23 protein-coding genes are annotated in these 26277 nt (G+C 66.1%); 15 read left to right on the top strand and 8 right to left on the bottom strand.

Annotation, left to right across the window (positions count from 1 at the left end; genetic code table 11):
- Positions 1-6 precede the first annotated feature (6 nt).
- From LDO14_RS18725 to LDO14_RS18755, 7 genes are all read left to right on the top strand, one after another.
- The gene (locus tag LDO14_RS18725) at positions 7-1284 is read left to right on the top strand and encodes an extracellular solute-binding protein (protein ID WP_223992890.1); all 1278 of its coding nucleotides are present in this window, start codon (positions 7-9) and stop codon (positions 1282-1284) included.
- A gap of 52 nt (positions 1285-1336) precedes the next feature.
- Entirely contained in the window at positions 1337-2266 is a 930-nt protein-coding gene (locus LDO14_RS18730; protein WP_134165035.1) for a sugar ABC transporter permease, read from the top strand.
- A complete protein-coding gene (locus LDO14_RS18735; protein ID WP_142070541.1) occupies positions 2263-3153 on the top strand; it encodes a carbohydrate ABC transporter permease in 891 nt (296 codons plus the stop codon). The genes LDO14_RS18730 and LDO14_RS18735 overlap by 4 nt, the downstream gene beginning before the upstream one ends.
- Before the next feature lie 46 nt (positions 3154-3199).
- Complete coding sequence (locus LDO14_RS18740) at positions 3200-4915, top strand: glycoside hydrolase family 13 protein (protein WP_223992894.1); 1716 nt, start codon at positions 3200-3202, stop codon at positions 4913-4915.
- The gene (locus LDO14_RS18745) at positions 4903-5718 is read left to right on the top strand and encodes a polyphosphate--glucose phosphotransferase (protein WP_144600124.1); all 816 of its coding nucleotides are present in this window, start codon (positions 4903-4905) and stop codon (positions 5716-5718) included. Before LDO14_RS18740 ends, LDO14_RS18745 begins: the two co-directional genes overlap by 13 nt.
- Positions 5719-5780: 62 nt before the next feature.
- A complete protein-coding gene (locus LDO14_RS18750) occupies positions 5781-7694 on the top strand; it encodes an amylosucrase (RefSeq protein WP_223992896.1) in 1914 nt (637 codons plus the stop codon).
- Positions 7695-7747: 53 nt separating this feature from the next.
- On the top strand, positions 7748-8602 hold the full coding sequence (locus LDO14_RS18755) for a prephenate dehydratase (protein WP_056391895.1): 855 nt from the start codon (positions 7748-7750) through the stop codon (positions 8600-8602).
- Here the strand turns inward: LDO14_RS18755 and LDO14_RS18760 are convergent.
- On the bottom strand, positions 8575-10497 hold the full coding sequence (locus tag LDO14_RS18760; RefSeq protein WP_018770018.1) for an FAD-binding monooxygenase: 1923 nt from the start codon (positions 10495-10497) through the stop codon (positions 8575-8577). The genes LDO14_RS18755 and LDO14_RS18760 overlap by 28 nt on opposite strands.
- Positions 10498-10728: 231 nt before the next feature.
- Between LDO14_RS18760 and LDO14_RS18765 the strand changes: the two genes are divergently transcribed.
- From LDO14_RS18765 to LDO14_RS18795, 7 genes are all read left to right on the top strand, one after another.
- A complete protein-coding gene (locus tag LDO14_RS18765) occupies positions 10729-12192 on the top strand; it encodes a fumarylacetoacetate hydrolase family protein (protein WP_018770017.1) in 1464 nt (487 codons plus the stop codon).
- Positions 12185-12859, top strand: a complete 675-nt coding sequence (locus LDO14_RS18770) for a GntR family transcriptional regulator (protein ID WP_018770016.1) — start codon at positions 12185-12187, stop codon at positions 12857-12859. The genes LDO14_RS18765 and LDO14_RS18770 overlap by 8 nt, the downstream gene beginning before the upstream one ends.
- Positions 12860-12923: 64 nt before the next feature.
- Positions 12924-14435, top strand: coding sequence for a 5-carboxymethyl-2-hydroxymuconate semialdehyde dehydrogenase (gene hpaE, locus LDO14_RS18775; RefSeq protein WP_018770015.1), 1512 nt, complete (start codon positions 12924-12926; stop codon positions 14433-14435).
- Between the two features lie 100 nt (positions 14436-14535).
- A complete protein-coding gene (hpaD, locus tag LDO14_RS18780) occupies positions 14536-15621 on the top strand; it encodes a 3,4-dihydroxyphenylacetate 2,3-dioxygenase (RefSeq protein ID WP_018770014.1) in 1086 nt (361 codons plus the stop codon).
- A 2-nt stretch (positions 15622-15623) separates the two neighbouring features.
- On the top strand, positions 15624-16409 hold the full coding sequence (gene hpaH, locus LDO14_RS18785; protein ID WP_018770013.1) for a 2-oxo-hept-4-ene-1,7-dioate hydratase: 786 nt from the start codon (positions 15624-15626) through the stop codon (positions 16407-16409).
- The gene (locus LDO14_RS18790) at positions 16394-17215 is read left to right on the top strand and encodes an HpcH/HpaI aldolase/citrate lyase family protein (RefSeq protein WP_026265890.1); all 822 of its coding nucleotides are present in this window, start codon (positions 16394-16396) and stop codon (positions 17213-17215) included. Before hpaH ends, LDO14_RS18790 begins: the two co-directional genes overlap by 16 nt.
- Before the next feature lie 23 nt (positions 17216-17238).
- A complete protein-coding gene (locus LDO14_RS18795) occupies positions 17239-18741 on the top strand; it encodes an NAD-dependent succinate-semialdehyde dehydrogenase (protein WP_018770011.1) in 1503 nt (500 codons plus the stop codon).
- Positions 18742-18802: 61 nt separating this feature from the next.
- Here LDO14_RS18795 and LDO14_RS18800 read toward each other — a convergent pair whose 3' ends face one another.
- Positions 18803-19039, bottom strand: coding sequence for a hypothetical protein (locus tag LDO14_RS18800; RefSeq protein WP_018770010.1), 237 nt, complete (start codon positions 19037-19039; stop codon positions 18803-18805).
- A gap of 344 nt (positions 19040-19383) precedes the next feature.
- Here LDO14_RS18800 and LDO14_RS18805 point away from each other — a divergent pair, with 344 nt between their 5' ends.
- Positions 19384-20793: an aldehyde dehydrogenase family protein gene (locus LDO14_RS18805; RefSeq protein WP_018770009.1), complete on the top strand. Its 1410-nt coding sequence runs from the start codon at positions 19384-19386 to the stop codon at positions 20791-20793.
- Between the two features lie 61 nt (positions 20794-20854).
- Here LDO14_RS18805 and LDO14_RS18810 read toward each other — a convergent pair whose 3' ends face one another.
- The 6 genes from LDO14_RS18810 to LDO14_RS18835 all read right to left on the bottom strand — a co-directional run bounded on the left by LDO14_RS18810 (position 20855) and on the right by LDO14_RS18835 (position 26210).
- Positions 20855-21253, bottom strand: coding sequence for a hypothetical protein (locus LDO14_RS18810; RefSeq protein WP_223992900.1), 399 nt, complete (start codon positions 21251-21253; stop codon positions 20855-20857).
- Positions 21254-21440: 187 nt separating this feature from the next.
- A complete protein-coding gene (locus tag LDO14_RS18815) occupies positions 21441-21866 on the bottom strand; it encodes a helix-turn-helix transcriptional regulator (RefSeq protein ID WP_018770007.1) in 426 nt (141 codons plus the stop codon).
- A gap of 15 nt (positions 21867-21881) precedes the next feature.
- Positions 21882-22853, bottom strand: coding sequence for a DnaJ C-terminal domain-containing protein (locus LDO14_RS18820; protein ID WP_026265889.1), 972 nt, complete (start codon positions 22851-22853; stop codon positions 21882-21884).
- 109 nt (positions 22854-22962) lie between these two features.
- Entirely contained in the window at positions 22963-23661 is a 699-nt protein-coding gene (locus LDO14_RS18825; RefSeq protein WP_018770005.1) for a nucleotide exchange factor GrpE, read from the bottom strand.
- Between the two features lie 3 nt (positions 23662-23664).
- Complete coding sequence (gene dnaK, locus LDO14_RS18830; RefSeq protein ID WP_018770004.1) at positions 23665-25542, bottom strand: molecular chaperone DnaK; 1878 nt, start codon at positions 25540-25542, stop codon at positions 23665-23667.
- 233 nt (positions 25543-25775) lie between these two features.
- On the bottom strand, positions 25776-26210 hold the full coding sequence (locus LDO14_RS18835) for a hypothetical protein (protein WP_026265888.1): 435 nt from the start codon (positions 26208-26210) through the stop codon (positions 25776-25778).
- Between the last annotated feature and the right edge of the window lie 67 nt (positions 26211-26277).

Consider the following 26277-nt stretch of genomic DNA (forward strand, 5'->3'; position numbering starts at 1 on the left):
GAGCCGATGTTGCCACCTTTGACGTCCGCCGGGAGACACGTTTCCCGGCGCACTTTCCTTGCCGCTGCGGGAGGTGCGCTCACCGCTTTCGGGTTGGCCGGCTGCGCCCCGGCCAGTGCCAGGCCCACCATCACGTTCCACCAGTCAAAGCCGGAGGCAGTTCCATACTTCCGGGACCTGGCTGCGAAGTTCACCGACTCGCAGGACCGGGTGCGCGTCCTGCATGACATGGCCACAAATCTCTCTGCCAGCTTCGTCCGCAGCAGTCCCCCGGACCTCGGATGCCTCAACTACAACCTGGAGATGGCGCGGTTCATGGAGCGCGGGGCGCTCTCGGATCTTTCCGACCTCCCGGCAGCGGCCTCCATCCGGGACGACGTGCTGGACCTCACCAACTGGTATCCAACCTATGCCGGCCGCACCAGCGTCATCCCCTACTCGGTCATGGCGGCCTCGGTCATCTACAACCGCCGCATCTTCGAAGAGAACGGGGTGGCCGTCCCAACAACCTGGGATGAACTGATCGAGGTGTGCGAGGTGCTCAAGGCAGCAGGCATCACGCCGATCTACGGCACTTTCCGCGACCCCTGGACCGTGGCACAGGGATTGTTCGACTACACGGTGGGCGGCATGGTCAACGTGCGCGACTTTTATCAGAAAATGCATGGGATTGGCGAAAACGTCGGACCGGATTCGGAAGTTTCGTTCCAGAAAACGATGCTCGAGCCGGTGAAGCGCATGGTCCAACTGACCAAATACGTCAATCCCGATGCGGCGAGCCGAGGCTACGGAGACGGCAACACGGCAATGGCCCAGGGCCAGGCCGCCATGTACTTCCAGGGACCCTGGGCCTTTGGCGAGATCGAAAAGACCGGCAAAGACCTGGATCTGGGAACTTTCCCGCTGCCCATGACCGGTGATCCCGCAGATCTCAAAGTCCGCGTCAACATCGACCTCTCGCTCTGGGTTCCCGAGGTCGCCAACGGGCAGCAGGGTGCCCGCGATTTCCTGCAGTACCTGATGCGGCCTGAGATCCAGAACCCTTACAACGCCAAATTCCTGGGTTTCGGGACGACCAAGGACGCGCCACCGGTGACCGACCCACGAATCGTCGAGATGCAGAAGTACTACGACGAGGGCCGCTTCTACATGGGCGCCTCACAGTTCATTCCGAACTCGATTCCGGCCGCCAACTACATCCAGTCGATCATCGGCGGCGCCGATGCCGAGAGCACGCTGCGCAGGATGGACGCCGACTGGGCCCGCCTGGCTTTCCGCGCTTAGACCCACACTTTCGATCTCTCAAAGCACGAAACGAGGACCATCCATGTCATCAATGACGAGACCTTCCACCAGGGTGGAGGTGACGGCCCCGGCAGCGACTGGAACCACACGCGTGCGCAAAAGCCGCATTGATCCGCTCTACTATGTTTTCCTCCTGCCCTCGCTGGTGATCTTCACGCTGGCCGTCACGCTGCCCGCCGTTCTCGGGTTCATCTACAGCTTCACGAACTCCGTGGGCTTCGGTGACTTCGATTTCATCGGCATCCGGAACTTCATCGCGGTGTTCCGTGATGAAGGAGTCCTCGGCGCCTACGGCTTCACACTCGTTTTCTCGCTGGTCACCGTCATCGTCGTCAATGCCGTGGCCTTCCTCCTGGCCCTGGGCCTCACGTCCCGCGTCCGTTTCCGTGCCGCGCTTCGCACCGTCTTCGTCATCCCCATGGTGATCTCCGGCATCGTCATCGCGTTCGTGTTCCAGTACCTCTTCTCGAACTCGCTGCCCCTTGCCGGCAAAAGCATGGGAATCGAGCCGCTGGCCACCAGCCTTCTCGCAAACCCCCAGCTCGCGTGGCTTGCGATCGTCTTCGTCACGGCGTGGCAGTCCATCCCGAGTGCCATGCTGATCTACATCGCGGGGCTCCTCACGGTCCCCGCCGAGGTCTACGAGGCGAGCTCCATCGACGGGGCATCGCCCTGGCAGAACCTGCGGCACATCACCCTGCCGCTCATTGCGGGGTACGCCGTGATCAACACGGTCCTGGGGTTCAAGAACTACCTCAACGCCTACGACATCATCATCGGCCTCACCGACGGCGGGCCCGGCGTGGCCACACGAAGCGTCGCGATGTCGATCTTCCGCGGCTTCGAAGGCGGCGACTATGCCTACCAGATGGCCAACGCCGTGATCTTCTTCCTCATCAGCATCGTCATCGCACTCGTCCAACTTCGCTTCACACGTGGCAAGGGAGGGATCGCAGCATGAGCAGCGCACCCAGCATCATCCAGGCAGAACCCGCGGCGGCCGCCAAGGGCCGCCGGCTACCCGCCGGGCCCGAACGCATCCAGTGGCCCGCCACCATCATCCTCATTGTCTGCACGCTCAGCGTGCTCGTCCCGCTCTACGTCACGGTCAGCATGGCCTTCAAAACCACTGGCCAGGCAGTGGACGGCAACGCCTTCTCCCTGCCAAGCCCCCTGACCTTCGACAGCTTTGCCCAGGCCTGGACGCTCACAAACTTCCCCCGCGGCTTTGGAATTTCCGTGTTCGTGTCGGTGATCGCCGTTGCAGGGGAGATCATCGTTTCGGCCCTGGCCGCCTACGCCATCGTCCGCAACTGGGACCGTCGGCTCTTCCGCTGGTCCTTCTTTTACCTGCTCGCGGCAATGTTCATCCCGTTCCCCGTGGTGGCGCTGCCGCAGATCCAGCTCACGGGACTCGTCGGACTCGACAACCCGCTCGGGGTAGCCATCCTGCACATCGTTTTCGCCCTGGCCTTCAACACCATGCTCTTCACCGCCTTCCTCCGCTCGATCCCCCTGGAGTTGGAGGAAAGCATGCGGATGGACGGCGCGGGAACGTGGCAGGTGTTCTGGAAGCTCATCTTCCCCCTGCTGGGGCCCATGAGCGCAACCGTGGGCATCTTCGCCTTCATCGCGTCATGGAACGACTTCATGATGCCGTCACTCATCATTTCCGATCCTGAACTGCAGACCATCCCCGTGCTGCAAAAGATCTTCCAGACGCAGTTCAGCAACAGCTACAACGTGGCCTTCGCCTCCTACCTGATGGCAATGGCCCCCGCCATCATCGTCTACCTGTTTACCCAGCGCTGGGTCATGTCCGGCCTCACCCAGGGCGCCGTCAAGTAACTCCGGACCCACACACCTGATACAGCTGAAACTGAAGGAAGCAATCTTGCCCACCACCGCCACCCAGGCAACCCAAAGCAACCCCGCCCCCACGGCCGACCCCAACTGGTGGCGTCAGGCCTCCGTGTACCAGATCTACCCCCGCAGCTTTGCGGACTCGAACGGCGACGGCATCGGCGACATCAACGGCATCACCGCCAAGGTTCCGTACCTGAAAAACCTGGGCATCGACGCCGTCTGGCTGAGCCCCTTCTACCCCTCCGCACTCGCCGATGGGGGCTACGACGTGGACGACTACCGCAACGTGGACCCGCTGCTGGGCACGCTGGAGGACTTCGACGCGATGGCCAACGCCCTGCACGCCGCCGGCCTCAAGCTGATCGTGGACATCGTGCCCAACCACTCGTCGGACCGGCACCAGTGGTTCCGGGAAGCCCTCGCCTCGCCCAGGGGGTCCGCGGCGCGCAACCGGTACATCTTCCGCGACGGGCTGGGCGAAAAAGGCGAGCTGCCGCCGTCGGACTGGGACTCGGTGTTCGGCGGCCCCGCCTGGGAGCGCATCACCGAACCCGACGGCAGCCCCGGGCAGTGGTACATGCACATCTTTGCCAAGGAACAGCCCGACTTCAACTGGGACAACCCCGAAGTCCGCGAAGACTTCCTGAAAACCCTGCGCTTCTGGTCGGACCGGGGCGTGGACGGCTTCCGCATCGACGTCGCCCACGCCCTGACGAAGAACCTGGAAGAAACCCTGCCCACCAAGGCGGACCTCGAGGCCCAGGGCGAGGCGCTGTACCTCACGGGGCAGCACCCGTACTGGGACCGCGACGAGGTCCACGAAATCTACGCCGAGTGGCGCCGCCTGTTCAATGAATACAACCCGCCGCGCACCGCCGTCGCCGAAGCCTGGGTCCATACCGACCGTCGCGCCCGCTACGCCAGCCCGGAGGGACTGGGCCAGGCCTTCAACTTCGACCTGCTGCAGGCGGACTTCGACGCCGCCCAGTTCCGGAAGACGATCATCAAGAACCTGGCAGAGGCCGAAGCATCCGGCGCGTCGTCCACCTGGGTGTTCTCAAACCACGATGTGGTCCGGCATGCCACGCGCTACGGCCTCCCCGCGTCCGAGCCTTCGGCCGGAGGTGACATCATGGCCGGGCAGGCGGGCAAGCGGTGGCTTCTGGCCGGCGGCAGGCAGGAAGATGTCGACGCCGAACTCGGCCTGCGCCGCGCCCGAGCCGCGTCCCTGCTGATGTTCGCCCTTCCGGGTTCTGCGTACCTGTACCAAGGCGAGGAACTGGGACTGCAGGAAGTCGGCAGTGAAATCCCGGACTCCGCCCGGCAGGATCCGGCCTTCTTCCGGAACAAGGGCGTGGAGATCGGCCGCGACGGCTGCCGCGTCCCCTTGCCGTGGACCTCGGCGGGCAGCTCATTCGGTTTCGGCCCCGGCGGCTCCCACCTGCCGCAGCCGGAATGGTTCGCGGGCAGCTCAGTGGAGGCCCAGGAGGGCCAGGGGGATTCAACCCTGTCCCTCTACCGCCGGGCACTCGCCCTGCGGTCGCAGCTGCAAACAACAGAAGCGCTGGAGCTGCTGGAAACCGGCCGGGATGACGTCCTGGCCTTCCGGCGCCCCAACGGCTGGACCTCCATAACGAACTTCGGTACGGAACCCTTCGAGCTGCCCGCGGGCCAGCTGCTGGTCTCCAGCTCGCCACTCGAAGCCGGCCGGCTGCCCGGCGCTGCCACGGCGTGGCTGCGGTGAGCGCACCTGCCGCCGGCTCCGGACCGGATTTCGGAATAGGAATCGATGTTGGCGGGACCTGGATCAAGGGTGCACTCGTCAACCTGGGCAGCGGCATCCCGGCCGGCGTTGTCCGCCGCCTGCGGACCCCGTCCAGCGGCAGGGTGGATGACGTGGCAGACACCCTGGACCAGCTCATCAGTGAGCTCCAATCCGAAAGCCCCGGGCACGGGAACCTGGCTGCCGGCGTCGCCATCCCCTCGATTGTCCAGCGCGGAGTGGCGCTGTCGGCAGCAAACATGGACGGCAGCTGGGTGGGACTTGATGTCCAGTCCTACCTGGAGTCCCGGCTTGGACGATCCGTTTGCGTCGTGAATGACGCAGACGCTGCCGGTACGGCGGAAGCCTTGTACGGCGCCGGGAAAGGCCAGCGCGGCGTTGTCCTGGTCCTGACCCTGGGGACGGGCATCGGATCCGCACTGCTGGTGGACGGCAGGCTCGTTCCCAATTTCGAGCTGGGCCACCTGGAAATCGGCGGCTGCAAAGCAGAGTCCCGGGCATCGGCCGTCGTCAGGGAGAACCAAGGCCTCACCTGGGTGGAGTACGCCGACCGGCTGCAGCAGTACCTGTCGCACGTGGAGTTCCTCTTCTCGCCCGACCTCATCATCATCGGTGGGGGCATTTCAGCGTGCAGTACCGAATACCTCCCTCGCCTCTCACTGCGCACCCCGGTCATTCCGGCCAGCCTCGAGAACGCCGCGGGCGTTGTGGGCGCCGCCCTTGCCGGCAGGCGGCTCAAGGATGGACAGGCTCAGTATGTGTGACATGGAATACTTCAGTACATGTGCGGCCGGACATCTCGGCGGCGGCTGGAAGGGGCAGTGGCATGCAGGAAACCGTTAACGAGGACGAAGAGGCGCGCCAGGCCGTCATCGCTTCGCTCGCCCGGCAACGGGACCTCGGCCTCCCTGCGGATCCGGACTTTGACCGGCGGCTGGATGAGCACTTCCCCACCCTCCGCAGCCTGTTCCACTCGCTTTACGGCGCCCGGCAGGACTGGCTGGAGCAGCTGTCCGCCCTGGTGGTGCAGAGCGCGCGGTCGTGGCAGGAGCGCTCCCCGGAGCTGAAGGCGCTGGACGCCGAACGCGAGGAGGCGCCGGACTGGTTCCAGTCCAACGGCATGCTGGGCGGCGTCTGCTATGTGGACCGCTACGCCGAAAGCCTGGAGGGAGTGCGCAGCCGCATTCCCTATTTCAAGGAGCTGGGCCTCACCTACCTGCACCTGATGCCGCTGTTCCTGGCGCCCGAACCGCATTCGGACGGCGGCTACGCCGTGTCGAGCTACCGGGAGGTCAACCCCAAGCTGGGCACCATGGAACAGCTGCGCTCCCTCGCGGCCGAACTGCGCGCCAACGGGATCAGCCTGGTGGTGGACTTCATCTTCAACCACACCTCGGACGAGCACGAATGGGCCCGGAAGGCAGCCGCGGGCGATCCCGAGTACAGCGACTACTACTGGATCTTCCCGGACCGGACCATGCCGGACGCCTTTGAGGCGAATGTCCGCGAGATCTTCCCGGAGAACCATCCGGGGTCCTTCATCCAGATGGCGGACGGCCGGTGGGTGTGGGCCACGTTCCACACCTACCAGTGGGACCTGAACTACTCCAACCCCGGCGTCTTCCGGGCCATGGCCGCCGAGATGCTGTTCCTGGCCAACCAGGGGGTGGATATCCTGCGCATGGACGCTGTCGCCTTCATCTGGAAGCAGCTGGGGACGCCCTGCGAAAACCTCCCCCAGGCGCACACGCTGCTCCGGGCGTTCAACGCGGTCTGCCGCCTGGCGGCACCCTCGCTGCTGTTCAAGTCGGAGGCCATCGTGCACCCCGACGAGGTGGCACTGTACATCGACCCCGCGGAATGCCAGCTTTCCTACAACCCGCTGCAGATGGCCCTGATCTGGGAGTCCCTGGCCACCAGGGACGTGTCCCTGCTGTCACAGGCGCTGGAGCGCAGGCACAACATCCCCGACGGTACGGCATGGGTGAACTACGTCCGCAGCCATGACGACATCGGCTGGACCTTCGCCGATGAGGACGCGGCCGAGCTGGGCATCAACGGCTTTGACCACCGCCGCTTCCTGAACTCCTTCTACGTCAACCGGTTCCCGGGCAGCTTCGCCCGCGGCGTCCCCTTCCAGGACAACCCCAAGACGGGTGACTGCCGGATTTCCGGCACGACGGCGTCCCTGTGCGGGATGGAGGTTGACCCGGCGGAGGCGGTGGAACGGATCCTCCTGGCCCATTCGGTGCCCTTCAGCACCGGCGGCATCCCGCTGCTGTACCTGGGCGACGAAGTGGGGCAGGTCAACGACTACTCCTACGCGTCCGAGCCCGGCCACGAGGAGGACAGCCGCTGGGTGCACCGGCCGCACTTTCCCGCCGAACAATACGCCCGCCGTGACGATCCCTCCACCCCCGAGGGGGCCGTCTACGCCGGATTGAAGCGCATGATCGAGGTCCGGGCGGGCACTCCTGAATTTGCCGGAACCACGCTGGTGGATTTCCGTACGAACAACCGCTCGGTGCTCGGCTACCAGCGCCCGGGCGGTCCGGACGGTGGCAGCACCGTCCTGGCCCTCGCCAATTTCAGCGACTCCGCCCAGACCCTCCCGGCGGAAACCTTTGGCGGGTACTCCCCTGCCGCCGTCGACCTTCTCTCCGAAGCCACCCTGCAACTGGACGACGGCATCACCCTCCTCCCCCGGCAGTACCTCTGGCTGCGCGTCACCCCCGCGTAGCACTCGCGGGCCCGTTTTCGCAACGGGCCCGCGCGCGTGAAAGCATACGGACCATGGCCTCCAAGATTGCGTACCAGGGTGAGCCCGGCGCCAACTCCAATATCGCGTGTCAGCAGATGTTCCCGGACATGGAAAGCGTCCCGTGCGCCAGCTTCGAGGACGCCTTCGAACTGGTGGCCGGCGGCGAAGCGGACCTGGCCATGATACCCATCGAGAATTCCATCGCGGGCCGGGTGGCGGACATCCACATCCTGCTGCCGCAGTCCAACCTGCAGATCGTGGGCGAATACTTCCTGCCCATCCATTTCGACCTGCTGGGCATTCCGGGCAGCACCATTGAGGGCGCCACCGAGGTGCACAGCCACATCCACGCCCTGGGCCAGTGCCGGAAGCTGATCCGCGACCACGGCCTCAAGCCGGTCATCGCCGGTGACACCGCCGGGTCCGCCCGGGAGGTGGCCGAGTGGAATGACCCCCGCAAGCTCTCGCTGGCTCCCCCGCTGGCCGCGGAGATCTACGGCCTCCAGGTGCTGGCCTCGCGCGTGGAGGACGACCCCTCCAACACCACCCGCTTCGTGGTCCTTGCCCGGGAAACGGCACTGCCGGCCCGGCAGGATCTTCCCGGACCGGCAGTCACCAGTTTCGTGTTCCGCGTCCGCAACGTCCCCTCCGCCCTGTACAAGGCGCTGGGCGGGTTTGCCACGAACGGCGTGAACATGACGCGTCTGGAGAGCTACATGGTGGGCAACGAGTTTGCCGCCACCATGTTCATGGCCGACGTCGAAGGCCACCCCGAGGACCTGCCGCTGAAGCTGGCCCTCGAGGAACTGGACTTCTTCACCACCGAGGTGCGGATCCTCGGCGTGTACCCCGCGGCTGACTACCGGGCGGCGGCAGCCACCGCCTGACGTGGCTGTGCGGGCGCGGCCTTGAGCAGCGGCGCGAAGAACGCGCCGAGCTCGGCGGTTGCCGTCAGCGGCAGGACGTTGGCCACGTACTGGTCCGGGCGGACCACCACGACGACGCCGTTGCGGTCCAGTCCGCGCAGGTCGAAGATGTCCGCCGTGGGATCGGTTGCGTACACCTTCTCGTAGTCGGTGAGCTTGAACGGGCCCACCTGCGGCTTGAAGACGGAGGGGACGGCATTGATGTCGACGGCGGTGTGCGGCTGCTGGTAAATGACCTTCAGATCGAACCACGCGTCCGGGTCGGCGTCCGCGGGTGTTACTGCCAGGGGTGATTCCGGCGAGTGCGCGAACCACTCGGCAAGCTTGTCCGTGGTGGAGTCCGTTCCGGGCTGGGCCGCATCCGCGAAGACATAGATCCGCCAGCGGCCGTCAGCCGTGGCGTGGTGGCCCAGGTGGATGGGGTTGGTGTCGCCCACGCGGACTACCGGTGCCGACTTGAAACGCTTGCCCACGGGGAAGCCGGCGGCCAGGTCCTGGTGGTCGGTGCCGCCAACAATCAGGGACGGCGCGTACTGGGTCATGAAACCTGCCGGGAACTCGGCGGTCCGCACGTAGAAGTCCTCAAGGTCCGAGGGGTGCTCGAACTCCTCGGGCTTCTTGGCCATCATGGTGGACCACTCCTTGTCGAAGTCGATCAGGTTCCTGGCCACCACCTGCCGCTCCTCCGAGTAGGTGGTCAGCAGGCTCTCGGGGCTGCGGCCCTCCAGCACATGCCCCAGCTTCCAGGCGATGTTGAACCCGTCCTGCATGGAGACGTTCATGCCCTGGCCGGCCTTGGCACTGTGGGTGTGGCAGGCATCGCCGGTGATGAACACCCGCGGGGTGCGGGTGCCGCGGTCCGCGGGCAGGACGTCGTCGAACCTGTCCGTGAGGCGGTGGCCCACCTCGTACACGCTGTGCCATGCCACGTTGCGTACATCCAGGGTGTAGGGGTGCAGGATCTCGTTTGCCTTGTGGATGATCTGCTCGATGCTCGTGTTGCGGACGGCGTGGTGGGTGGCAGGATCCACTTCGCCCAGGTCCACGTACATGCGGAACAGGTAGCCGCCTTCCCGCGGAATCAGCAGGATGCTGCCCTTCTCGGCCTGGATGGCGCACTTGGTGCGGATGTCAGGGAAGTCGGTGACGGCCAGGACGTCCATGACGCCCCAGGCGTGGTTGGCCTGGTCCCCTGCCAGCGTACAGCCGATCGCCTGGCGAACCTTGCTGCGCGCGCCGTCGGCCCCCACCACGTACTTTGCACGGACAATCCGCTCCTGGCCCTCGTTGGGTCCGGCGGTGTGAAGCAGCGTCACAGTGACCGGGTAGTCGCCCTCGGTGGAGACGGTGAGGCCCTGGAAGTCATAGCCATAGTCGGGCTTGAGGCGGGTGGGTGAGTTCGCCGCAAACTCGGCAAAGTAGTCCAGCACGCGGGCCTGGTTGACGATCAGGTGCGGGAACTCGCTGATCCCTGTTTCGTCGTCGACGGCGCGTGCGGCGCGGATGATGTTGGCGTTGTTGGCAGGGTCCGGCTTCCAGAACGCCATCTCCGTGATCCGGTACGCCTCGGCGATGATCCGCTCTGCGAACCCGAAGGCCTGGAAGGTTTCGACGCTGCGCGCCTGGATCCCGTCAGCCTGCCCAATAGCGAGGCGGCCCGGCCGGCGGTCAATGATCCGCGTGGTGACATTGGGGAACATGGACAGCTGCGCGGCGGCGAGCATTCCGGCCGGGCCGGTGCCGACGATGAGCACGTCCACTTCCTCCGGGAGCTCCTCGGGGCGGTTCAGTCCGACGCCGGCTGCCGGCTTGATGCGCGGGTCACCGGATACGTATCCGTGGTGGTGGAACTGCACGGGCTTTCCTCACTTCGTTGTGGATGATTCACATCAGTTCGTGTTCTATATCAGAACAGTAGATTCGATAATCGAAAACTCTAAACTTGTTTTCCACTGTACGCCGGTTGTGACGCGGGCGACAAGTGGCTCCGGAAGTGCCGCAAAAACAGCCGAAACAAGGGGGTTGACGGAAGCTGCAAATCTATGGATAGTGATCGTATACGATTTCGTACCTGATGAGGAGACGTTTTGGAGCAGGTCAACGGCGACACCCTGGCAGCAGCACGCAAGGTGGTCGCGGTGCACATCAACTACCCCAGCCGGGCCGCCCAGCGTGGCCGCACCCCGGCCCAACCGTCCTACTTCCTCAAGCCTTCCAGCTCGCTGGCGCTCAGCGGAAGCCCCGTGGAGCGCCCGGCCGGCTGCGAACTGCTCGGCTACGAAGGCGAGATTGCGCTCATCATCGGCAAGGCCGCCCGCCGCGTCACGGTCGAGGAGGCCTGGAGCCACGTTGCCGCCGTCACCGCCAGCAACGACCTCGGAGTGTACGACCTGCGCTACGCGGACAAGGGCTCCAACCTCCGGTCCAAGGGCGGGGACGGGTTCACCCCTGTGGGCCCGGCACTTCTTCCGGCAGACGCCGTCGACCCTTCCAAACTTCGCATCCGCACCTGGCACAACGGTGAACTGGTCCAGGACGACACAACCGCTGACCTGCTCTTCCCCTTCGCCCGGCTGGTGGCGGACCTGTCCCAGCTCCTCACCCTCGAGGAGGGCGACATCATCCTCACCGGCACCCCTGCCGGCGCCTCCGTGGCCGCACCGGGCGACGTCCTGGAGGTTGAGGCGGGCACGATTGATGGCACCCTCACCACCGGACGCCTGGTCACCACCGTTGAGCAAGGCACGACGGCGTTCGCGGACTTTGGCGCCCAGCCCAAGGTTGACGACCTGCAGCGGGAGGAGGCCTACGGATCCCGCGAAGCCGCAGGGCTCCCTGCTCCTGCCAGCGCCCTCACCCCGGAACTGAAAGCCAAGCTCGAGTCGGTCGCCACCGCCACCCTGTCATCCCAGATGCGCAAGCGCGGCCTTAACAACGTCAGCATCGACGGCCTCCAGGCCACCCGCCCGGACCGGCGCGTGGTGGGCCTGGCCCGGACCCTGCGCTACGTGCCCAACCGGGAAGACCTCTTCAAGACCCATGGCGGCGGCTTCAACGCCCAGAAACGCGCCATCGATTCCGTCAACGAAGGCGAAATCCTGGTCATGGAAGCCCGCGGCGAAAAAGGCACCGGCACCGTGGGCGACATCCTGGCCCTGCGCGCCCAGGTCCGCGGCGCGGCAGCGATCATCACCGACGGCGGCGTCCGCGACTATACCGCGGTGGCCGGCCTGGAAATGCCCACGTACTTCGCCAACCCGCACCCCGCCGTGCTGGGCCGCCGGCACATCCCGTGGGACACGGACATCACCATCGCCTGCGGCGGAGCCACCGTCCAGCCCGGCGACATCATCGTGGCCGACTCCGACGGCATCCTGGTCATCCCGCCCGCCATCGCCGAAGAACTCGTTGAGGACTGCATCCAGCAGGAAAAGGAGGAAACCTTCATCTTCGAGATGGTCAAGCAGGGCAACAGCGTGGACGGCCTCTACCCGATGAACGCCGAATGGCAGGCCCGGTACAAGGAATGGGCAGGCAACCGCCATGACTGAAACCGCCGTGGCCGGCGTGGCAGCCACTCCCGGCAGCAAGTCCCAACAGGCGTACCAGGCCGTCAAGGCACGGATCGTGGAAGGCACCTACACTCCCGGCTACCGACTGGTCCTGGGTGCCATAGCGAAGGACCTGGGCTTCAGCGTGGTTCCGGTCCGGGAAGCGATCCGCAGGCTTGAAGCCGAGGGACTGGTGACGTTTGAACGGAACGTCGGCGCCACGGTGGCAGGCATCGACCCCACCGAATACCTCTACACCATGCAGACCCTCAGCATCGTGGAAGGTGCCGCCACGGCACTCTCCGCACCGCTGATCGACGGCCAGGCCATTGCCCGGGCCCGTGCCGTGAACCAGGAAATGCGCCAGTGCCTGGAGCACTTCGATCCGGTGCGCTTCACCCAGCTCAACCAGGACTTCCACAGCGTCCTGTTCGAACACTGCCCCAACCCGCACATCCTGGACCTGGTACACCGCGGCTGGAACCGGCTGGCCGCACTCAGGTCCTCCACCTTCCGCTTCGTCCCCGGCCGGGCCCGCGACTCGGTGGAGGAACATGAGGAACTCCTGAAGCTGATCGAGTCCGGTGCCGATGCCGACGACATCGAGAAGGCAGCCCGCCGGCACCGCACGGCGACCCTGGACGCTTACCTCGCCCAAACCAATTAGTACGAAAAGACCAGTTGTACGACGCGACCACTTGTACGAAGAGACCACAGTTAGGACTTCAACGATGACGACCTCAGTAGAAACCACCAAGCACTACGTTCCGGATGACCTGCCCAGCCACATCCAGCACTACATCAACGGCCAGTTCGTGGACTCAATCTCCGGCAAGACCTTCGATGTCCTGGACCCGGTGTCCAACCGCAACTACGCCACCGCCGCGGCCGGCCAGAAGGAAGACATCGACCTCGCCGTCGCGGCCGCCCGTGAAGCATTCGTGAACGGCCCGTGGCCCCGGATGAAGCCCCGTGAACGCGCCCGTGTCCTGAACCGGATTGCCGACGCCGTCGAGGCCCAGGAAGCCCGGCTCGCCGAACTCGAAACGTTCGACACCGGCCTGCCGATCACCCAGGCCAAGGGCCAGGCCCTCCGCGCTGCGGAGAACTTCCGGTTCTTCGCCGACCTGATCGTGGCCCAGTTCGACGACGCCATGAAGGTCCCCGGCTCCCAGATCAACTACGTCAACCGCAAGCCCATCGGCGTCGCCGGCCTGATTACGCCGTGGAACACCCCGTTCATGCTGGAGTCGTGGAAGCTCGCCCCGGCGCTGGCCACCGGCAACACCGTGGTCCTCAAGCCCGCCGAATTCACCCCGCTGTCCGCCTCCCTGTGGGCCACCATCTTCAAGGATGCAGGGCTGCCGGACGGCGTCTTCAACCTGGTCAACGGCCTGGGCGAGGAGGCCGGCGACGCCCTGGTCAAGCACCCGGACGTCCCGCTGATCTCCTTCACCGGCGAGACCACCACCGGCCAGACGATCTTCCGCAACGCCGCGGCCAACCTCAAGGGCCTGTCCATGGAGCTCGGCGGCAAATCCCCCTGCGTCGTGTTCGCCGACGCCGACGTGGACGCCGCCATCGACTCCGCCCTGTTCGGGGTCTTCTCCCTCAACGGGGAGCGCTGCACCGCCGGCTCACGCATCCTGGTGGAGCGCGCCATCTACGACGAATTCTGCGAAAAGTACGCCGCCCGGGCAAAGAACATCGTGGTGGGTGACCCCCATGACCCCAAGACCGAAGTGGGGGCCCTGGTCCACCCCGAGCACTACGACAAGGTGGCCTCCTACGTGGAGATTGGAAAGTCCGAAGGCCGGCTCCTGGCCGGCGGCGGCCGCCCCGGCCACCTGCCCGAAGGCAACTACATCGCACCCACGGTGTTCGCCGACGTCGCGCCCGATGCCCGGATCTTCCAGGAGGAAATCTTCGGACCCGTCGTGGCCATCACCCCGTTCGAGAACGACGACGAGGCCCTCGCCCTGGCGAACAACACCAAGTACGGCCTGGCCGCCTACATCTGGACCCAGAACCTGACCCGGGCCCACAACTTCTCGCAGAACGTCGAAGCCGGCATGGTGTGGCTGAACAGCCACAACGTCCGCGACCTGCGCACCCCGTTCGGCGGCGTCAAGGCCTCCGGCCTGGGCCACGAGGGCGGCTACCGCTCCATCGACTTCTACACCGACCAGCAGGCCGTGCACATCACGCTCGGCACCGTCCACACCCCCAAATTCGGCGCCTGAACCCAACCAGCTCGCATTTGTTGTCGTTTTGAGGCCTCAAAACGACAACTACTGCCAGTCAGTTGGGGAAGAAGCCCCCTTTCAAAGAAGAGAGACCATCATGACCAACTTCGTTCCCACCCCCACCGTCCCGGCACCGGACATCGTCCGCTGCGCCTACATGGAGATCGTGGTCACCGACCTCGCCAGGTCCCGCGAGTTCTACGTCGACGTCCTGGGCCTGCACGTCACCGAGGAAGACGAGAACGCGATCTACCTGCGCTCCCTGGAGGAATTCATCCACCACAACCTGGTGCTCCGCAAGGGACCCATCGCCGCCGTCGCCGCCTTCGCCTACCGGGTGAAGTCCCCTGCGGAGGTGGATGCCGCCGAGGCCTACTACAAGGAGCTCGGCTGCCGGGTGGAGCGCCGCAAGGAAGGCTTCACCAAAGGCATCGGCGACTCCGTCCGCGTGGAGGACCCGCTGGGCTTCCCGTACGAGTTCTTCTACGACGTGGAGCACGTGGAGCGGCTCACCCAGCGCTATGACCTCTACTCCGCCGGTGAACTGGTCCGCCTGGACCACTTCAACCAGGTCACCCCGGACGTCCCGCGCGGCCGCAAGTACCTGGAGGACCTGGGCTTCCGCGTCTCCGAGGACATCAAGGATGCCGACGGCGTCACCTACGCCGCCTGGATGCACCGCAAGCAGACCGTCCATGACACCGCCCTGACCGGCGGCAACGGCCCCCGCATGCACCACGTCGCGTTCGCCACGCACGAGAAGCACAACATCATCCAGATCTGCGACAAGATGGGCGCCCTGCGCATCAGCGACCGGATCGAACGCGGCCCCGGCCGCCACGGCGTGTCCAACGCGTTCTACCTCTACATCCTGGACCCGGACGGCCACCGCATTGAGATCTACACCCAGGACTACTACACCGGCGACCCGGACAACCCCACCATCACCTGGGACGTCCACGACAACCAGCGCCGCGACTGGTGGGGCAACCCCGTGGTCCCCTCCTGGTACACCGAGGCCTCCCTGGTCCTGGACCTGGACGGCAACCCGCAGCCGGTCATCGTCCGCGAGGAAAAGTCCGAGATGGCGGTCACGGTGGGCGCCGACGGCTTCTCCTACACCCGCAAGGACGGCTCGCCCGAAGGCGACCGGACGGGCTTCAAGCTGGGAGTCCAGGTCTAGCCATGCTGGAGCCCAAGACGATTGAGGCCATCGCGGACGAGCTGGTGGAAGCCGGCCGGACCCGCACCCCTGTCCCCCGCCTGACCGCCCGGTACCCGGAGATGACGGTGGAGGATTCCTACGCGGTGCAGCAGCTGTGGCGGCGCCGCAACGAGGACGCCGGCCGGACCCTGGTGGGGCGCAAGATCGGCCTCACGTCCAAGGCCATGCAGGCCGCCACCGGCATCACCGAACCGGACTACGGCGCCATCTTCGATGACATGGTGCTGGAGACCGGCTGCTCCGTTCGGTGGGACCAGTACACCCACCCGCGCGTGGAGGTGGAGCTGGCGTTCGTCCTCAGGGACGGACTTAAGGGCCCGGGCGTGACCATCTTCGATGTCCTGAAGGCCACCGACTACGTGGTTCCGGCCCTCGAAATCCTGGACTCCCGGATCGAGATGGAGGGCCGGACCATCGTGGACACCATCTCGGACAACGCCGCCATGGGCGCCATGGTGATCGGCGGCAACCCGGTCAAGCCGGACGCCGTTGACCTGCGCTGGGTCTCCGCCATCCTCTACAAGAACCAGACCGTGGAGGAAACCGGCGTGGCCGCGGGCGTGCTGGACCATCCCGCCAACGGCGTGCACTGGCTGGCCAACAAGATCGCCGCCCACGGCGACGCGCTCAAGGCAGGCGACATCATCCTGGCCGGCTCGTTCACCCGCCCACTGTGGGTGTACAAGGGCGACACCGTCCACGCCGACTACGGACCCCTGGGAGCTGTGACATGCCGTTTCGAATAGAAGACACCTTCCGCTCCGCCCTGGCTGCGCAAAAGCAAAAGGGAAAGGCAGGCCGCCCGCTCGCCGGGATGTGGGTGTGCTCCGGCAGCCCGCTGGTCGCCGAACTCTGCGCGGGGGCAGGGCTGGACTGGCTGCTGGTGGACGCGGAGCACAGCCCCAACGGCCTCGAGTCCATCCTCGCCCAGCTCCAGGCCATCCATGGCTACCCGGTCCACACCGTGGTCCGGCCGCCGGTGAATGACACGGTGGTGATCAAGCAGTACCTGGACCTGGGGGTTCAGAACCTGCTGATCCCCATGGTGAATTCGGTGGCGGAAGCGGAGGCGGCGGTTGCTGCCACCCGCTATCCGCCCCACGGCACCCGCGGCGTGGGCTCGGCCCTGGCCCGCGCCGCACGCTGGAACCGGGTCCCGGACTACCTCGCCCGGGCCAGCGAGACCATCAGCGTCACCGTCCAGATTGAATCGACGGCGGCCGTCGAGGCTGTGGAGGACATCCTCAAAGTGGACGGTGTGGACGCCATCTTCGTGGGCCCCTCCGACCTCGCCGCTTCCATGGGCCTGCTGGGACAGCAGGAACACCCCGAGGTGCGCGCCGCCGTCGAACACTGCCTGTCCGTTGCCAAGGCGGCCGGGAAACCCGGGGGCGTCAACGCCTTCGCTCCCGCCACGGCCGAGCACTACCTCGCCAACGGCGCGGACTTCATCCTGGTGGGCGCCGACGTCGCACTCCTCGCCCGCGGTTCCGAGGCCCTCGCAGCAAAGTACATTCCCCACGCCGACGGCGACACCCCCGCCAGCTACTGACCTTCCCTTCCTAAGGACTTGCCATGACACTTTCTGCGATCTCCCCTGCCTTTTCGCCGGAGCATGAAGCCTCGCTCCTGGCTTCCGTCCCTACCGGCCTGCTCATCAACGGTCAGTGGCGCGAGGCGTCCGACGGCGGCACGTTCGATGTGCACGACCCCGCCACCGGGGAGGTGCTCGCCACCCTCGCCTCCGCCACCAGCGAAGACGCCATTGCCGCACTCGATGCAGCCGACGCCGTGCAGGCGTCCTGGGCGCGCACCGCACCTAGGACCCGGGCCGAGATCCTCCGGCGGGCCTTCGACCTGGTGACCGAGCGGGCCGAGGACTTCGCCCTGCTGATGACCCTGGAAATGGGCAAACCGCTGGCCGAGGCCCGCGGTGAGGTCACCTACGGGGCGGAGTTCCTGCGCTGGTTCGCGGAGGAAACCGTCCGCGATTACGGCCGCTACCTCACCACCCCGGAGGGCAGGAACAAGATCCTGGTCCAGCACAAACCCGTGGGCCCCTGCCTGCTCATCACCCCCTGGAACTTCCCGCTCGCGATGGCCACCCGCAAGGTCGCCCCCGCCATCGCCGCCGGCTGCACCATGGTCCTCAAACCCGCCAAGCTCACCCCGCTTACGGCGCAGTACTTCGCCCAGACCATGCTCGACGCCGGCCTTCCCGCCGGGGTCGTCAACGTCGTCGCATCCTCCTCCGCGTCCGGGATCTCCGGCCCGCTCCTGAAGGACTCAAGGCTGCGGAAGGTCTCCTTCACCGGCTCCACCCCCGTCGGCAAGCGCCTCATGGCAGACGCCGCGCAGAACGTGCTGCGCACCTCGATGGAGCTCGGCGGGAACGCGCCGTTCATCGTCTTCGAAGACGCCGACCTGGACAAGGCCGTCGAAGGGGCCATGGCAGCCAAGATGCGGAACATGGGCGAAGCCTGCACCGCGGCCAACCGGTTCCTGGTCCACGAATCCGTGGCGCAGGAGTTCACCCGGAAGTTCGCCGCCGCCATGGGCGCCCTGCACACCGGGCGCGGCACCGAGGCGGCCACCCAGGTGGGACCCCTCATCGACGCGGGCGCCCGTGATGAGGTGCATGCACTGGTGAGCGCCGCCGTCGACGCCGGAGCAGTGGCCGTGACCGGCGGCGCACCGGTGGACGGAGCGGGCTACTTCTACCAGCCCACCGTCCTGGCCAACGTGCCCAACCACGCGGCGATCCTTGGCCAGGAAATCTTCGGCCCCGTAGCCCCGGTGACCACCTTCAGCACCGAGGAAGACGCCATCCGGCTCGCCAACAACACCGAATACGGTCTGGCGTCCTACCTCTTCAGCCGCGACTTCAACCGCCTCCTGCGCGTCGCGGAACAGATCGAATTCGGCATGGTCGGGTTCAACGCCGGCGTCATCTCCAACGCCGCCGCACCCTTCGGCGGCGTCAAGCAATCCGGCCTGGGCCGCGAAGGCGGCTCCGAAGGCATCGCCGAATACACCACCACCCAATACATCGGCATCGCCGACCCCTACGCCGGGTAACCGCGGGGAAGAAGCACCTGCCGCCCTGGTCGAAAGGGTGGCAGGTGCTTCTTGACGCGGGTCAGCCGACGCGGGTGTAGCTGATCTCGGTCGCCCCCGCCGGCGCCGCGGGAAGTGTCACGTACGTGCCCTGGGCCCTGTTGCCATGTCCGGGAAGGGCTCCGGGCACCGTGACGTAGCTGCCCTCAAGCTTCGGCGATACCTCCGATCCGGGTGGCAACGTAACGTAGCGGCCCCCTCGGGAGATGTCGGTAGGTGCTGTTGCGGGCGCTTCAGTGAGCTCGGACTCTACGGTCATGGTGTTCTCCTGCTTGTCGGGGGCGTCGACGACGCAAAACCCAGCACCTGTGCGCCGTGGAGAAATAAGGGCCGCGGTACCGCTGGTGGGCGTTTGACGGGGTCGTTTGCCTGGATCCGGGGAGGAGTTACCCGGCGGTTCTCGAGGGCTTCGCCGGCCTGATCCCCACCCTAAGGTTTAATCTGACAAGTTCACAATAAGGCGGGCTGATTTTTACGCCGTTCCCTCTCCGCCAACAGTCCTGCGCACAAACACAAGAGCGGGGGCGGGCACTCACCCAAACTGGGGAGTAACCCGCTACGCCGACCGGCTGGCGTCCTCGCCTACTCGATGTGGAGTATCCCTTGGAAACGTACGATGCACTTCTTGCCTCCATTGCCCCCGCTGCCGGCACTGGCCGGACCATCCTCAATCCGGCCACGGGCGAACCGGTAGGCGAAGCCCCCGTCCACAGCCTCGATTACCTGGAAAGCGCCGTGGCCGCAGCCGTGGCCGCGCAGCCAGCCTGGGCTGCCCTGGGCCACGACGCAAGGTCCGCCGCGCTGCTCAAGGCAGCCGACGCCGTCGAACGCTCCGCCGAGGAACTCGCCCAGCTGCTCTCCCGCGAGCAGGGCAAACCGCTGAACGGCCCCAACGCCCGCTTCGAAGTGGGCGCCTGCGTCGCCTGGCTCCGCGCCACGGCCGGCCTGCCGCTGGAACCGGAAACCATCGTGGACGACGGTGAGACCCGCGCTGAGCTGCATTACCGGCCCATCGGCGTGGTCGGGGCGATCGGCCCGTGGAACTGGCCCATGATGATCGCCGTCTGGCAGCTGGCGCCGGCCCTGCGCATGGGCAACACCGTCGTCGTCAAGCCCTCCGGCAACACCCCGCTCTCCGTGCTGGCGCTGGTCAAGGTCCTCAACGAAGAACTCCCCGAAGGCATCCTGTCCGTGGTGTCCTGCGGCCGCGAGGTGGGCGCCCGCCTCACCGACCACCCGGCGATCGGTAAGATCATGTTCACCGGCTCCACCGCCGGCGGCCGCGCCATCATCAAGTCCTCCGCCGACACCGTCAAGCGGCTCACCCTGGAACTTGGGGGCAACGACGCCGGCATTGTCCTGCCCGACGCCGACCCCAAGGCCATTGCCACGGACATCTTCTGGGGCGCCTTCCTCAACACCGGCCAGACCTGCGCCGCGCTCAAGCGCCTCTACGTCCACGACGACATCTACGACGCCGTTTGTGACGAGCTCGTGGCGGTCGCCAAGCAGATGCCCATGGGCAACGGCCTGGACGAGAACAACGTGCTGGGACCGCTGCAGAACAAGGCGCAGTACGACGTCGTGGCCACCCTCGTGGAGGCGGCCAAGGCTTCCGGGGCACGCGTCCTGCTGGGCGGGAACCCGGATACCAGCCAGCCCGGCTACTTCTACCCCACCACCCTGGTGGCGGACATCGACAACGACAACCCGCTGGTGGCCGAGGAACAGTTCGGCCCCGCCCTGCCGATCATCCGCTACAGCAGCATCGACGAGGCGGTGGAAAAGGCGAACGGGCTCGACGTCGGCCTGGGCGCCTCCGTCTGGTCCCCCAACCTGGAAGCAGCCCGGGAGGTCGCGGCCCGCATCCAGGCCGGAACCGTGTGGATCAACCGGCACGGCGCCGTGGACCCGCGCATCCCGTTCGGCGGCGCCAAGCAGTCCGGCTACGGCGTGGAATTCGGCGTGGAGGGCCTCAAGGCCCTGGGCGTACCGCAGGTGATCAACGGCTGATGTTGACGCGGGAGCCCGGCACGCAAGGTTGCCGGCGCCGGGCTCCCGGGGCTTCGCGGCGCTACCCCATGGCCGGGGCCGTGGACGTCCGGCCGGCGAACTGCCGGCGGGCCCACCGGGCAAGTTTCTTGCCCTTGCCCTTCCACCAGTTGTCCTCGTCCTGGTTGTGGTGGAACCGGAAAACAATGGCCACCAGGACAAACATGCCCATCACCACGTCCACCCAGGAGGACACCACCAGGGCGATGAAGACGGTCATGGCATTGGCCACGATCGACGGGATCGCCAGGGTACGGAAGACGGTGCTGGCCACGTAACGCCGGTGGGACCGCGGGACGGACAATTCACGGACCATGTCAAAGCAGACGCAGACCACAACAATGGTCTGCCCGATGGCCAGCAGGATCTGCCCCGGCAAGGAGCTGCTGAACGCGGCCACGGATTCCATCCCCGGGCTCATGGCCGGACCCGGGTTGAAGCAGCTTCGCTGAGAACCTTAAACACGAAAACCCCCAGAAATTGCGGAACCATCGCCGCTGATCCGGCGATGGTTCCATTCAAATTCCAGGGGGCTTTTCCGTCACGAGTAGCGGGTACTCATATTTGTCCGGGGCACCGGGAAACGCTACCTGCTCTCCGGCATCCCGTTATTGTCCGATCGCCCGGGGCCGCCACAACATGACCGCCTGTGACCGGGGCCGGGGGCGCTGGCCACGGGCCAGGCTCACCACATCGCCCGCGGCGCCGGCGGCGAAGATGCGCGAATCCACGGAACGCGGCCGCCGCCCGAGTTCCTCGGTGAGTTCAGCGATCCGGCTCTGGAGGGCTGCCACCTGGTTTTCGAGTTCCAGGATGCGCTTGATCCCCTCCAGCGACACACCTTCGTGCGACAGCCGCTGCACTTCCCGCAGCATGTTCACGTCACGCTGCGAATAGCGCCGGGACTTTCCGGGGGCACGGCTGGGCTTGACGATGCCAAGCCTGTCGTACTGCCGCAGGGTCTGGGGGTGCATGTCCGCCAGCTCTGCCGCCACCGAAATCACAAAGATCGGCTGGTCAGCATTGATGTCCACGGCTCACCTCCGCGCCTAGAGCCGGGCCTTGGCTGCCAGGCCCTCGCGAACGTCCGCCGACGACGTGGCCTCGGCGAACGCCTTGACCGCAGCTTCGGCATCCTTGTTGAGATTCTTGGGAACCGCGACGTCGATCGTCACCAGCAGGTCGCCGGTGGCCTTGGGCGTCTTGACGCCTTTGCCCTTGACCCGCAGGGTACGGCCGGACGGCGTGCCTGCCGGGACGCGGACCTTGACCTTGTCGCCGTCGATGGTGGGAACTTCGATGTCCGCGCCCAAAGCAGCCTCCGGGAAGGTGACGGGGACGTGGATCCGGAGGTTGTCGCCGTCGCGCGTGTAAAACGCATGTGGCTGGACCGACACGGAGACCACCAGGTCACCATTGCCGGCGGGACCGGGCTGGCCCTTGCCACGCACGCGGACCTTCTGGCCGTCCTTGATACCCGCGGGAACCCGGACATCGATGACCTCGCCGCTGGGTTCACGCAGGCCGATGGTGGTGCCGCGGATGGAGCCGGCAAAGGAGATGCTGGTCGACGCGGTCCGGTCGGCGCCCTTCTGCGGGGCGCGCTGGAATCCGGGGGCGCCGCCGAAGCCGCCGAAGAGGTCGGCGAACTCGGGCGGGATGCCGCCGGCGGAGGGATTGAAACCACCGGCGTGCCGTCCGGTATTGCCGGTGAACAGGCCGCCGAACATGTCCTCAAACCCGCCGTTGGGGGCGCCGGCGCCGCCGGGAGCAAAGCGGGCCCCGCTGCCCATGGCCCGGATGGCGTCATACTGCTGGCGCTCATCCGGATCCGAAAGCACCGAATAAGCCTCGGAGATGTCCTTGAACTTCCTCTCGGAAGCGGCGTTCCCCGCATTCGTATCAGGGTGGTGCTGCCGCGCAAGCTTCCGGTAGGCCTTCTTGATGTCGGCGTCGGAAGCGTCCTTGGCAACACCAAGGATCTTGTAAAAGTCCTTGTCCACCCAATCCTGGCTAGCCAATGGCGTTTCCTTTCAAAGTACAAAAGCGTTAGGGCGAGATTACCGCTGAACGCCGGAGCGGATGAGGGGGCCCGGGCGGGACCCCCTCATCCGCGGAGGCGATGGGCAACTAAGCCGGGACGGCCACGATCACCTGGGCTGCGCGGAGGACACGGTCGCCTGACTTGTAGCCGGAGCGGAGGACCTGGCTGACGGTGTCAACCTCGATGTCCTCGCCGGGCTGCTGGATCAGGGCTTCGTGGATCGTGGGATCGAACTCCACGCCGGTTTCGTCGATGCGGACCAGGCCGTAGGTCTTCAGCGCGTTCTCCAGTTTGGTGGCGATCGCGGCGAATGGGCCGTCGGTGAGGTCACCGTGCTGCCGTGCGGCGTCGACGTCGTCCAGGACCGGGAGCAGGGAATTCAGGACGCCGATGACGGCCATTTCCCCTGCCACGGCACGGTCGCGTTCAACGCGCTTGCGGTAGTTGACGTACTCAGCCTGAAGACGGAGCAGGTCGTTGCGCAGTTCGGCTGCCTCGGCGCCGGCGGACCCTGCGGGGGCACCCTGGGCCACGGATTCCTCGGCCGGCACGTCCACGCCGTTGAGAATCTCCTCGGCCTGGGCCAGCGCGTCGCCGTCGGAATCTGCTGCCCCGGCCCGGGAACCGGCCCCCGGAGCGGACTGGCCGCCCTCGGGGTGCCGGGCCTGCCCGGTCACCGGGTCAACCTTGCGGTTGTCCCGGATGACGGGCTCCTGGCCGTTGCCCTGCGTGTTCTGCTGGCTTGCGGATGTGTTGTGCTCTTCCTCGTTACCGTGGTGCGGCATGGGTTACTTCTTCGCTTCGTCTTCGTCGATGATTTCGGCGTCGACGATGTCCTCGTCCTTGGAACCTGCCGAAGCTCCGGCGGCACCTTCAGCACCTGCAGCACCTGCAGCGCCTGCGCCGTCCGGCGAACCGGCCTGGGCGTAGATGGCCTCGCCCAGCTTGGTCTGGGAAGCCTGCAGCTTCTCGAACGCGGACTTCACAGCGGCGTCGTCGGTGCCCTCAAGGGCCTTCTTGAGGCTGTCGACGTCGGCCTGGACCTCGGTCTTGACCTCTTCGGGCAGCTTGTCCGCGTTGTCGGCGATCAGCTTGTCCACGGAGTAGGCAAGCTGCTCGGCCGTGTTGCGGGTGTCGGTTGCCTCGCGGCGCGCCTTGTCCTCGGCTGCGTGCTCCTCGGCGTCGCGGACCATCCGGTCGATGTCTTCCTTGGAGAGGCTGGAGCCACCGGTGATGGTCATGGACTGCTCCTTGCCGGTGCCCTTGTCCTTGGCGGAGACGTGCACAATGCCGTTCGCGTCGATGTCGAAGGTGACCTCGATCTGCGGAATACCGCGCGGTGCCGGGGCGATGCCGGTGAGTTCGAACGTGCCCAGCGGCTTGTTGTCGCGGGTGAACTCGCGCTCGCCCTGGAAGACCTGGATCGCCACGGACGGCTGGTTGTCATCCGCCGTGGTGAAGGTCTCGGACCGCTTGGTGGGGATGGCGGTGTTGCGCTCGATCAGGTGCGTCATCACGCCACCCTTGGTTTCGATGCCGAGGGACAGCGGGGTGACGTCGATCAGGAGGACGTCCTTGCGCTCACCCTTCAGCACGCCGGCCTGCAGGGCTGCGCCGACTGCGACGACCTCGTCCGGGTTCACGCCCTTGTTGGGCTCCTTGCCGCCGGCCAGTTCCTTCACCAGGTCGTAGACGGCGGGCATACGGGTTGAACCGCCCACCAGCACGATGTGGTTGATGTCGGAGAGCTTGATGCCGGCTTCCTTGATGACGTCGTGGAACGGCTTCTTGGTGCGCTCCAGCAGGTCCTTGGTGAGGTCCTGGAACTTGGCGCGGGTCAGCTGCTCGTCCAGGTGGACCGGGCCGTCGGGGGTGACGGAGAGGTACTGGAGCGAGACGTTGGTGCTGGTGGAGGAGGAGAGTTCCTTCTTGGCCTGCTCAGCTGCTTCGCGGAGGCGCTGAAGGGCGATCTTGTCCTTGGAGAGGTCGATGCCCTTCACCTTGAGCTGGTTCAGCAGGTAGTCAACGACGCGCTGGTCCCAGTCGTCGCCGCCCAGGCGGTTGTCACCGGCGGTGGCGCGGACCTGGATGGTGGAGAAGTTGTCTTCGTCCTTGCCGACTTCCAGCAGGGAGACGTCGAAGGTGCCGCCACCGAGGTCGAAGACCAGGATTAGTTCGTCTTCCTTGCCCTTGTCCAGGCCGTAGGCCAGTGCCGCGGCGGTGGGCTCGTTGACGATGCGCAGGACGTTCAGGCCTGCGATTTCGCCGGCTTCCTTGGTGGCCTGGCGCTCGGCGTCGTTGAAGTAGGCCGGGACGGTGATGACGGCGTCGGTGACCTTTTCACCCAGGTAGGACTCGGCGTCGTTCTTCAGCTTCATGAGGATACGCGCGGAAATTTCCTGCGGGGTGTACTTCTTGGCGTCGATGTCCACCTTCCAGTCGGTGCCCATGTGGCGCTTGACTGAAGCGATGGTGCGCTCGATGTTGTTGACGGCCTGGCGCTTGGCGATTTCGCCAACCAGGACCTCGCCGGACTTGGAGAATGCAACGACCGACGGCGTGGTGCGGCCACCCTCGGCGTTGGCAATAACGGTGGGCTCGCCACCTTCGAGAACGGAGACGACGGAGTTGGTGGTTCCGAGGTCGATACCTACTGCACGTGACATGTGTTGCTTCCTTCTTTCCTTGGAAACTGGTTGGCGCCCTAAGCATTGAGCGTTCTGCACTCAACTTTACTCAGGGCGCCACCGATGTCAATCCAAAGTTGAGTGCAGTCCGCTCAACTTTGGATGCCGCGCCGGATAACAGCCGCGGTATTCCTTGGATTTCCGGGCTTTTGCGCGCAGAATTACGACGCCGGAAGGCGGGTTCGCTTTAGGAGAACGCGGCGCCGGGCTACTCAGCGCTCCGTGTCCCGGTCGCCGTGCAGCGGGCCGCGCTCTTCCGCCGTCGCCTGGACCTGGCGGTCGGTAAGCCCTTCACGCGCGGCCTCCTCTGTTCGGGCGCCGCCGGCTGTGCCGGCCTCCCCGTAGTCGCCTTCCTCGTATTCGCCGTCGGCAAGGTCCCGCCCGGGCCCGTTGACGGTACCGCCGGCGCCATGGTCCGCGTCCACGTATTGCCCGCCTTCGCCCGCACCTCCGGCAGGGGCCCCAACCGTTCCGGCATCGCCGTAGTTGCCTTCCGGATACTGGTCGTCCCGTTCGCCCGCCGGCCTTTCCACGGCTCCGGCATCGCCATAGTCACCATCCACGTACTGCCCGCCTTCACCCTCCAGCCCGGGTGCGCTGCTTCCCTTGCGGGGCTCCTCGGCTGCAACTTCAGGGTTCTCGGTCATGGTGCATCTCTCCTTCGAGGCTCCGCGTCCATGCGGGCGCACTGGCAGTCTATCGACGGCCCGCGCG

This window comes from Arthrobacter sp. NicSoilB11 (assembly GCF_019977375.1).
In the GTDB taxonomy this organism is placed as follows: Bacteria; Actinomycetota; Actinomycetes; order Actinomycetales; family Micrococcaceae; genus Arthrobacter.

Coding starts and splice junctions, on each gene's coding strand:
- LDO14_RS18770 (WP_018770016.1), top strand. CDS start 12,185: ATGACTGAAACCGCCGTGGCCGGCGTGGCAGCCACTCCCGGCAGCAAG.
- LDO14_RS18735 (WP_142070541.1), top strand. CDS start 2,263: ATGAGCAGCGCACCCAGCATCATCCAGGCAGAACCCGCGGCGGCCGCC.
- LDO14_RS18730 (WP_134165035.1), top strand. CDS start 1,337: ATGACGAGACCTTCCACCAGGGTGGAGGTGACGGCCCCGGCAGCGACT.
- LDO14_RS18825 (WP_018770005.1), bottom strand. CDS start 23,661: ATGCCGCACCACGGTAACGAGGAAGAGCACAACACATCCGCAAGCCAG.
- LDO14_RS18725 (WP_223992890.1), top strand. CDS start 7: ATGTTGCCACCTTTGACGTCCGCCGGGAGACACGTTTCCCGGCGCACT.
- LDO14_RS18790 (WP_026265890.1), top strand. CDS start 16,394: ATGCCGTTTCGAATAGAAGACACCTTCCGCTCCGCCCTGGCTGCGCAA.
- LDO14_RS18750 (WP_223992896.1), top strand. CDS start 5,781: ATGCAGGAAACCGTTAACGAGGACGAAGAGGCGCGCCAGGCCGTCATC.
- LDO14_RS18810 (WP_223992900.1), bottom strand. CDS start 21,253: ATGAGCCCGGGGATGGAATCCGTGGCCGCGTTCAGCAGCTCCTTGCCG.
- LDO14_RS18835 (WP_026265888.1), bottom strand. CDS start 26,210: ATGACCGAGAACCCTGAAGTTGCAGCCGAGGAGCCCCGCAAGGGAAGC.
- hpaE (WP_018770015.1), top strand. CDS start 12,924: ATGACGACCTCAGTAGAAACCACCAAGCACTACGTTCCGGATGACCTG.
- dnaK (WP_018770004.1), bottom strand. CDS start 25,542: ATGTCACGTGCAGTAGGTATCGACCTCGGAACCACCAACTCCGTCGTC.
- LDO14_RS18795 (WP_018770011.1), top strand. CDS start 17,239: ATGACACTTTCTGCGATCTCCCCTGCCTTTTCGCCGGAGCATGAAGCC.
- LDO14_RS18755 (WP_056391895.1), top strand. CDS start 7,748: ATGGCCTCCAAGATTGCGTACCAGGGTGAGCCCGGCGCCAACTCCAAT.
- hpaD (WP_018770014.1), top strand. CDS start 14,536: ATGACCAACTTCGTTCCCACCCCCACCGTCCCGGCACCGGACATCGTC.
- LDO14_RS18800 (WP_018770010.1), bottom strand. CDS start 19,039: ATGACCGTAGAGTCCGAGCTCACTGAAGCGCCCGCAACAGCACCTACC.
- hpaH (WP_018770013.1), top strand. CDS start 15,624: ATGCTGGAGCCCAAGACGATTGAGGCCATCGCGGACGAGCTGGTGGAA.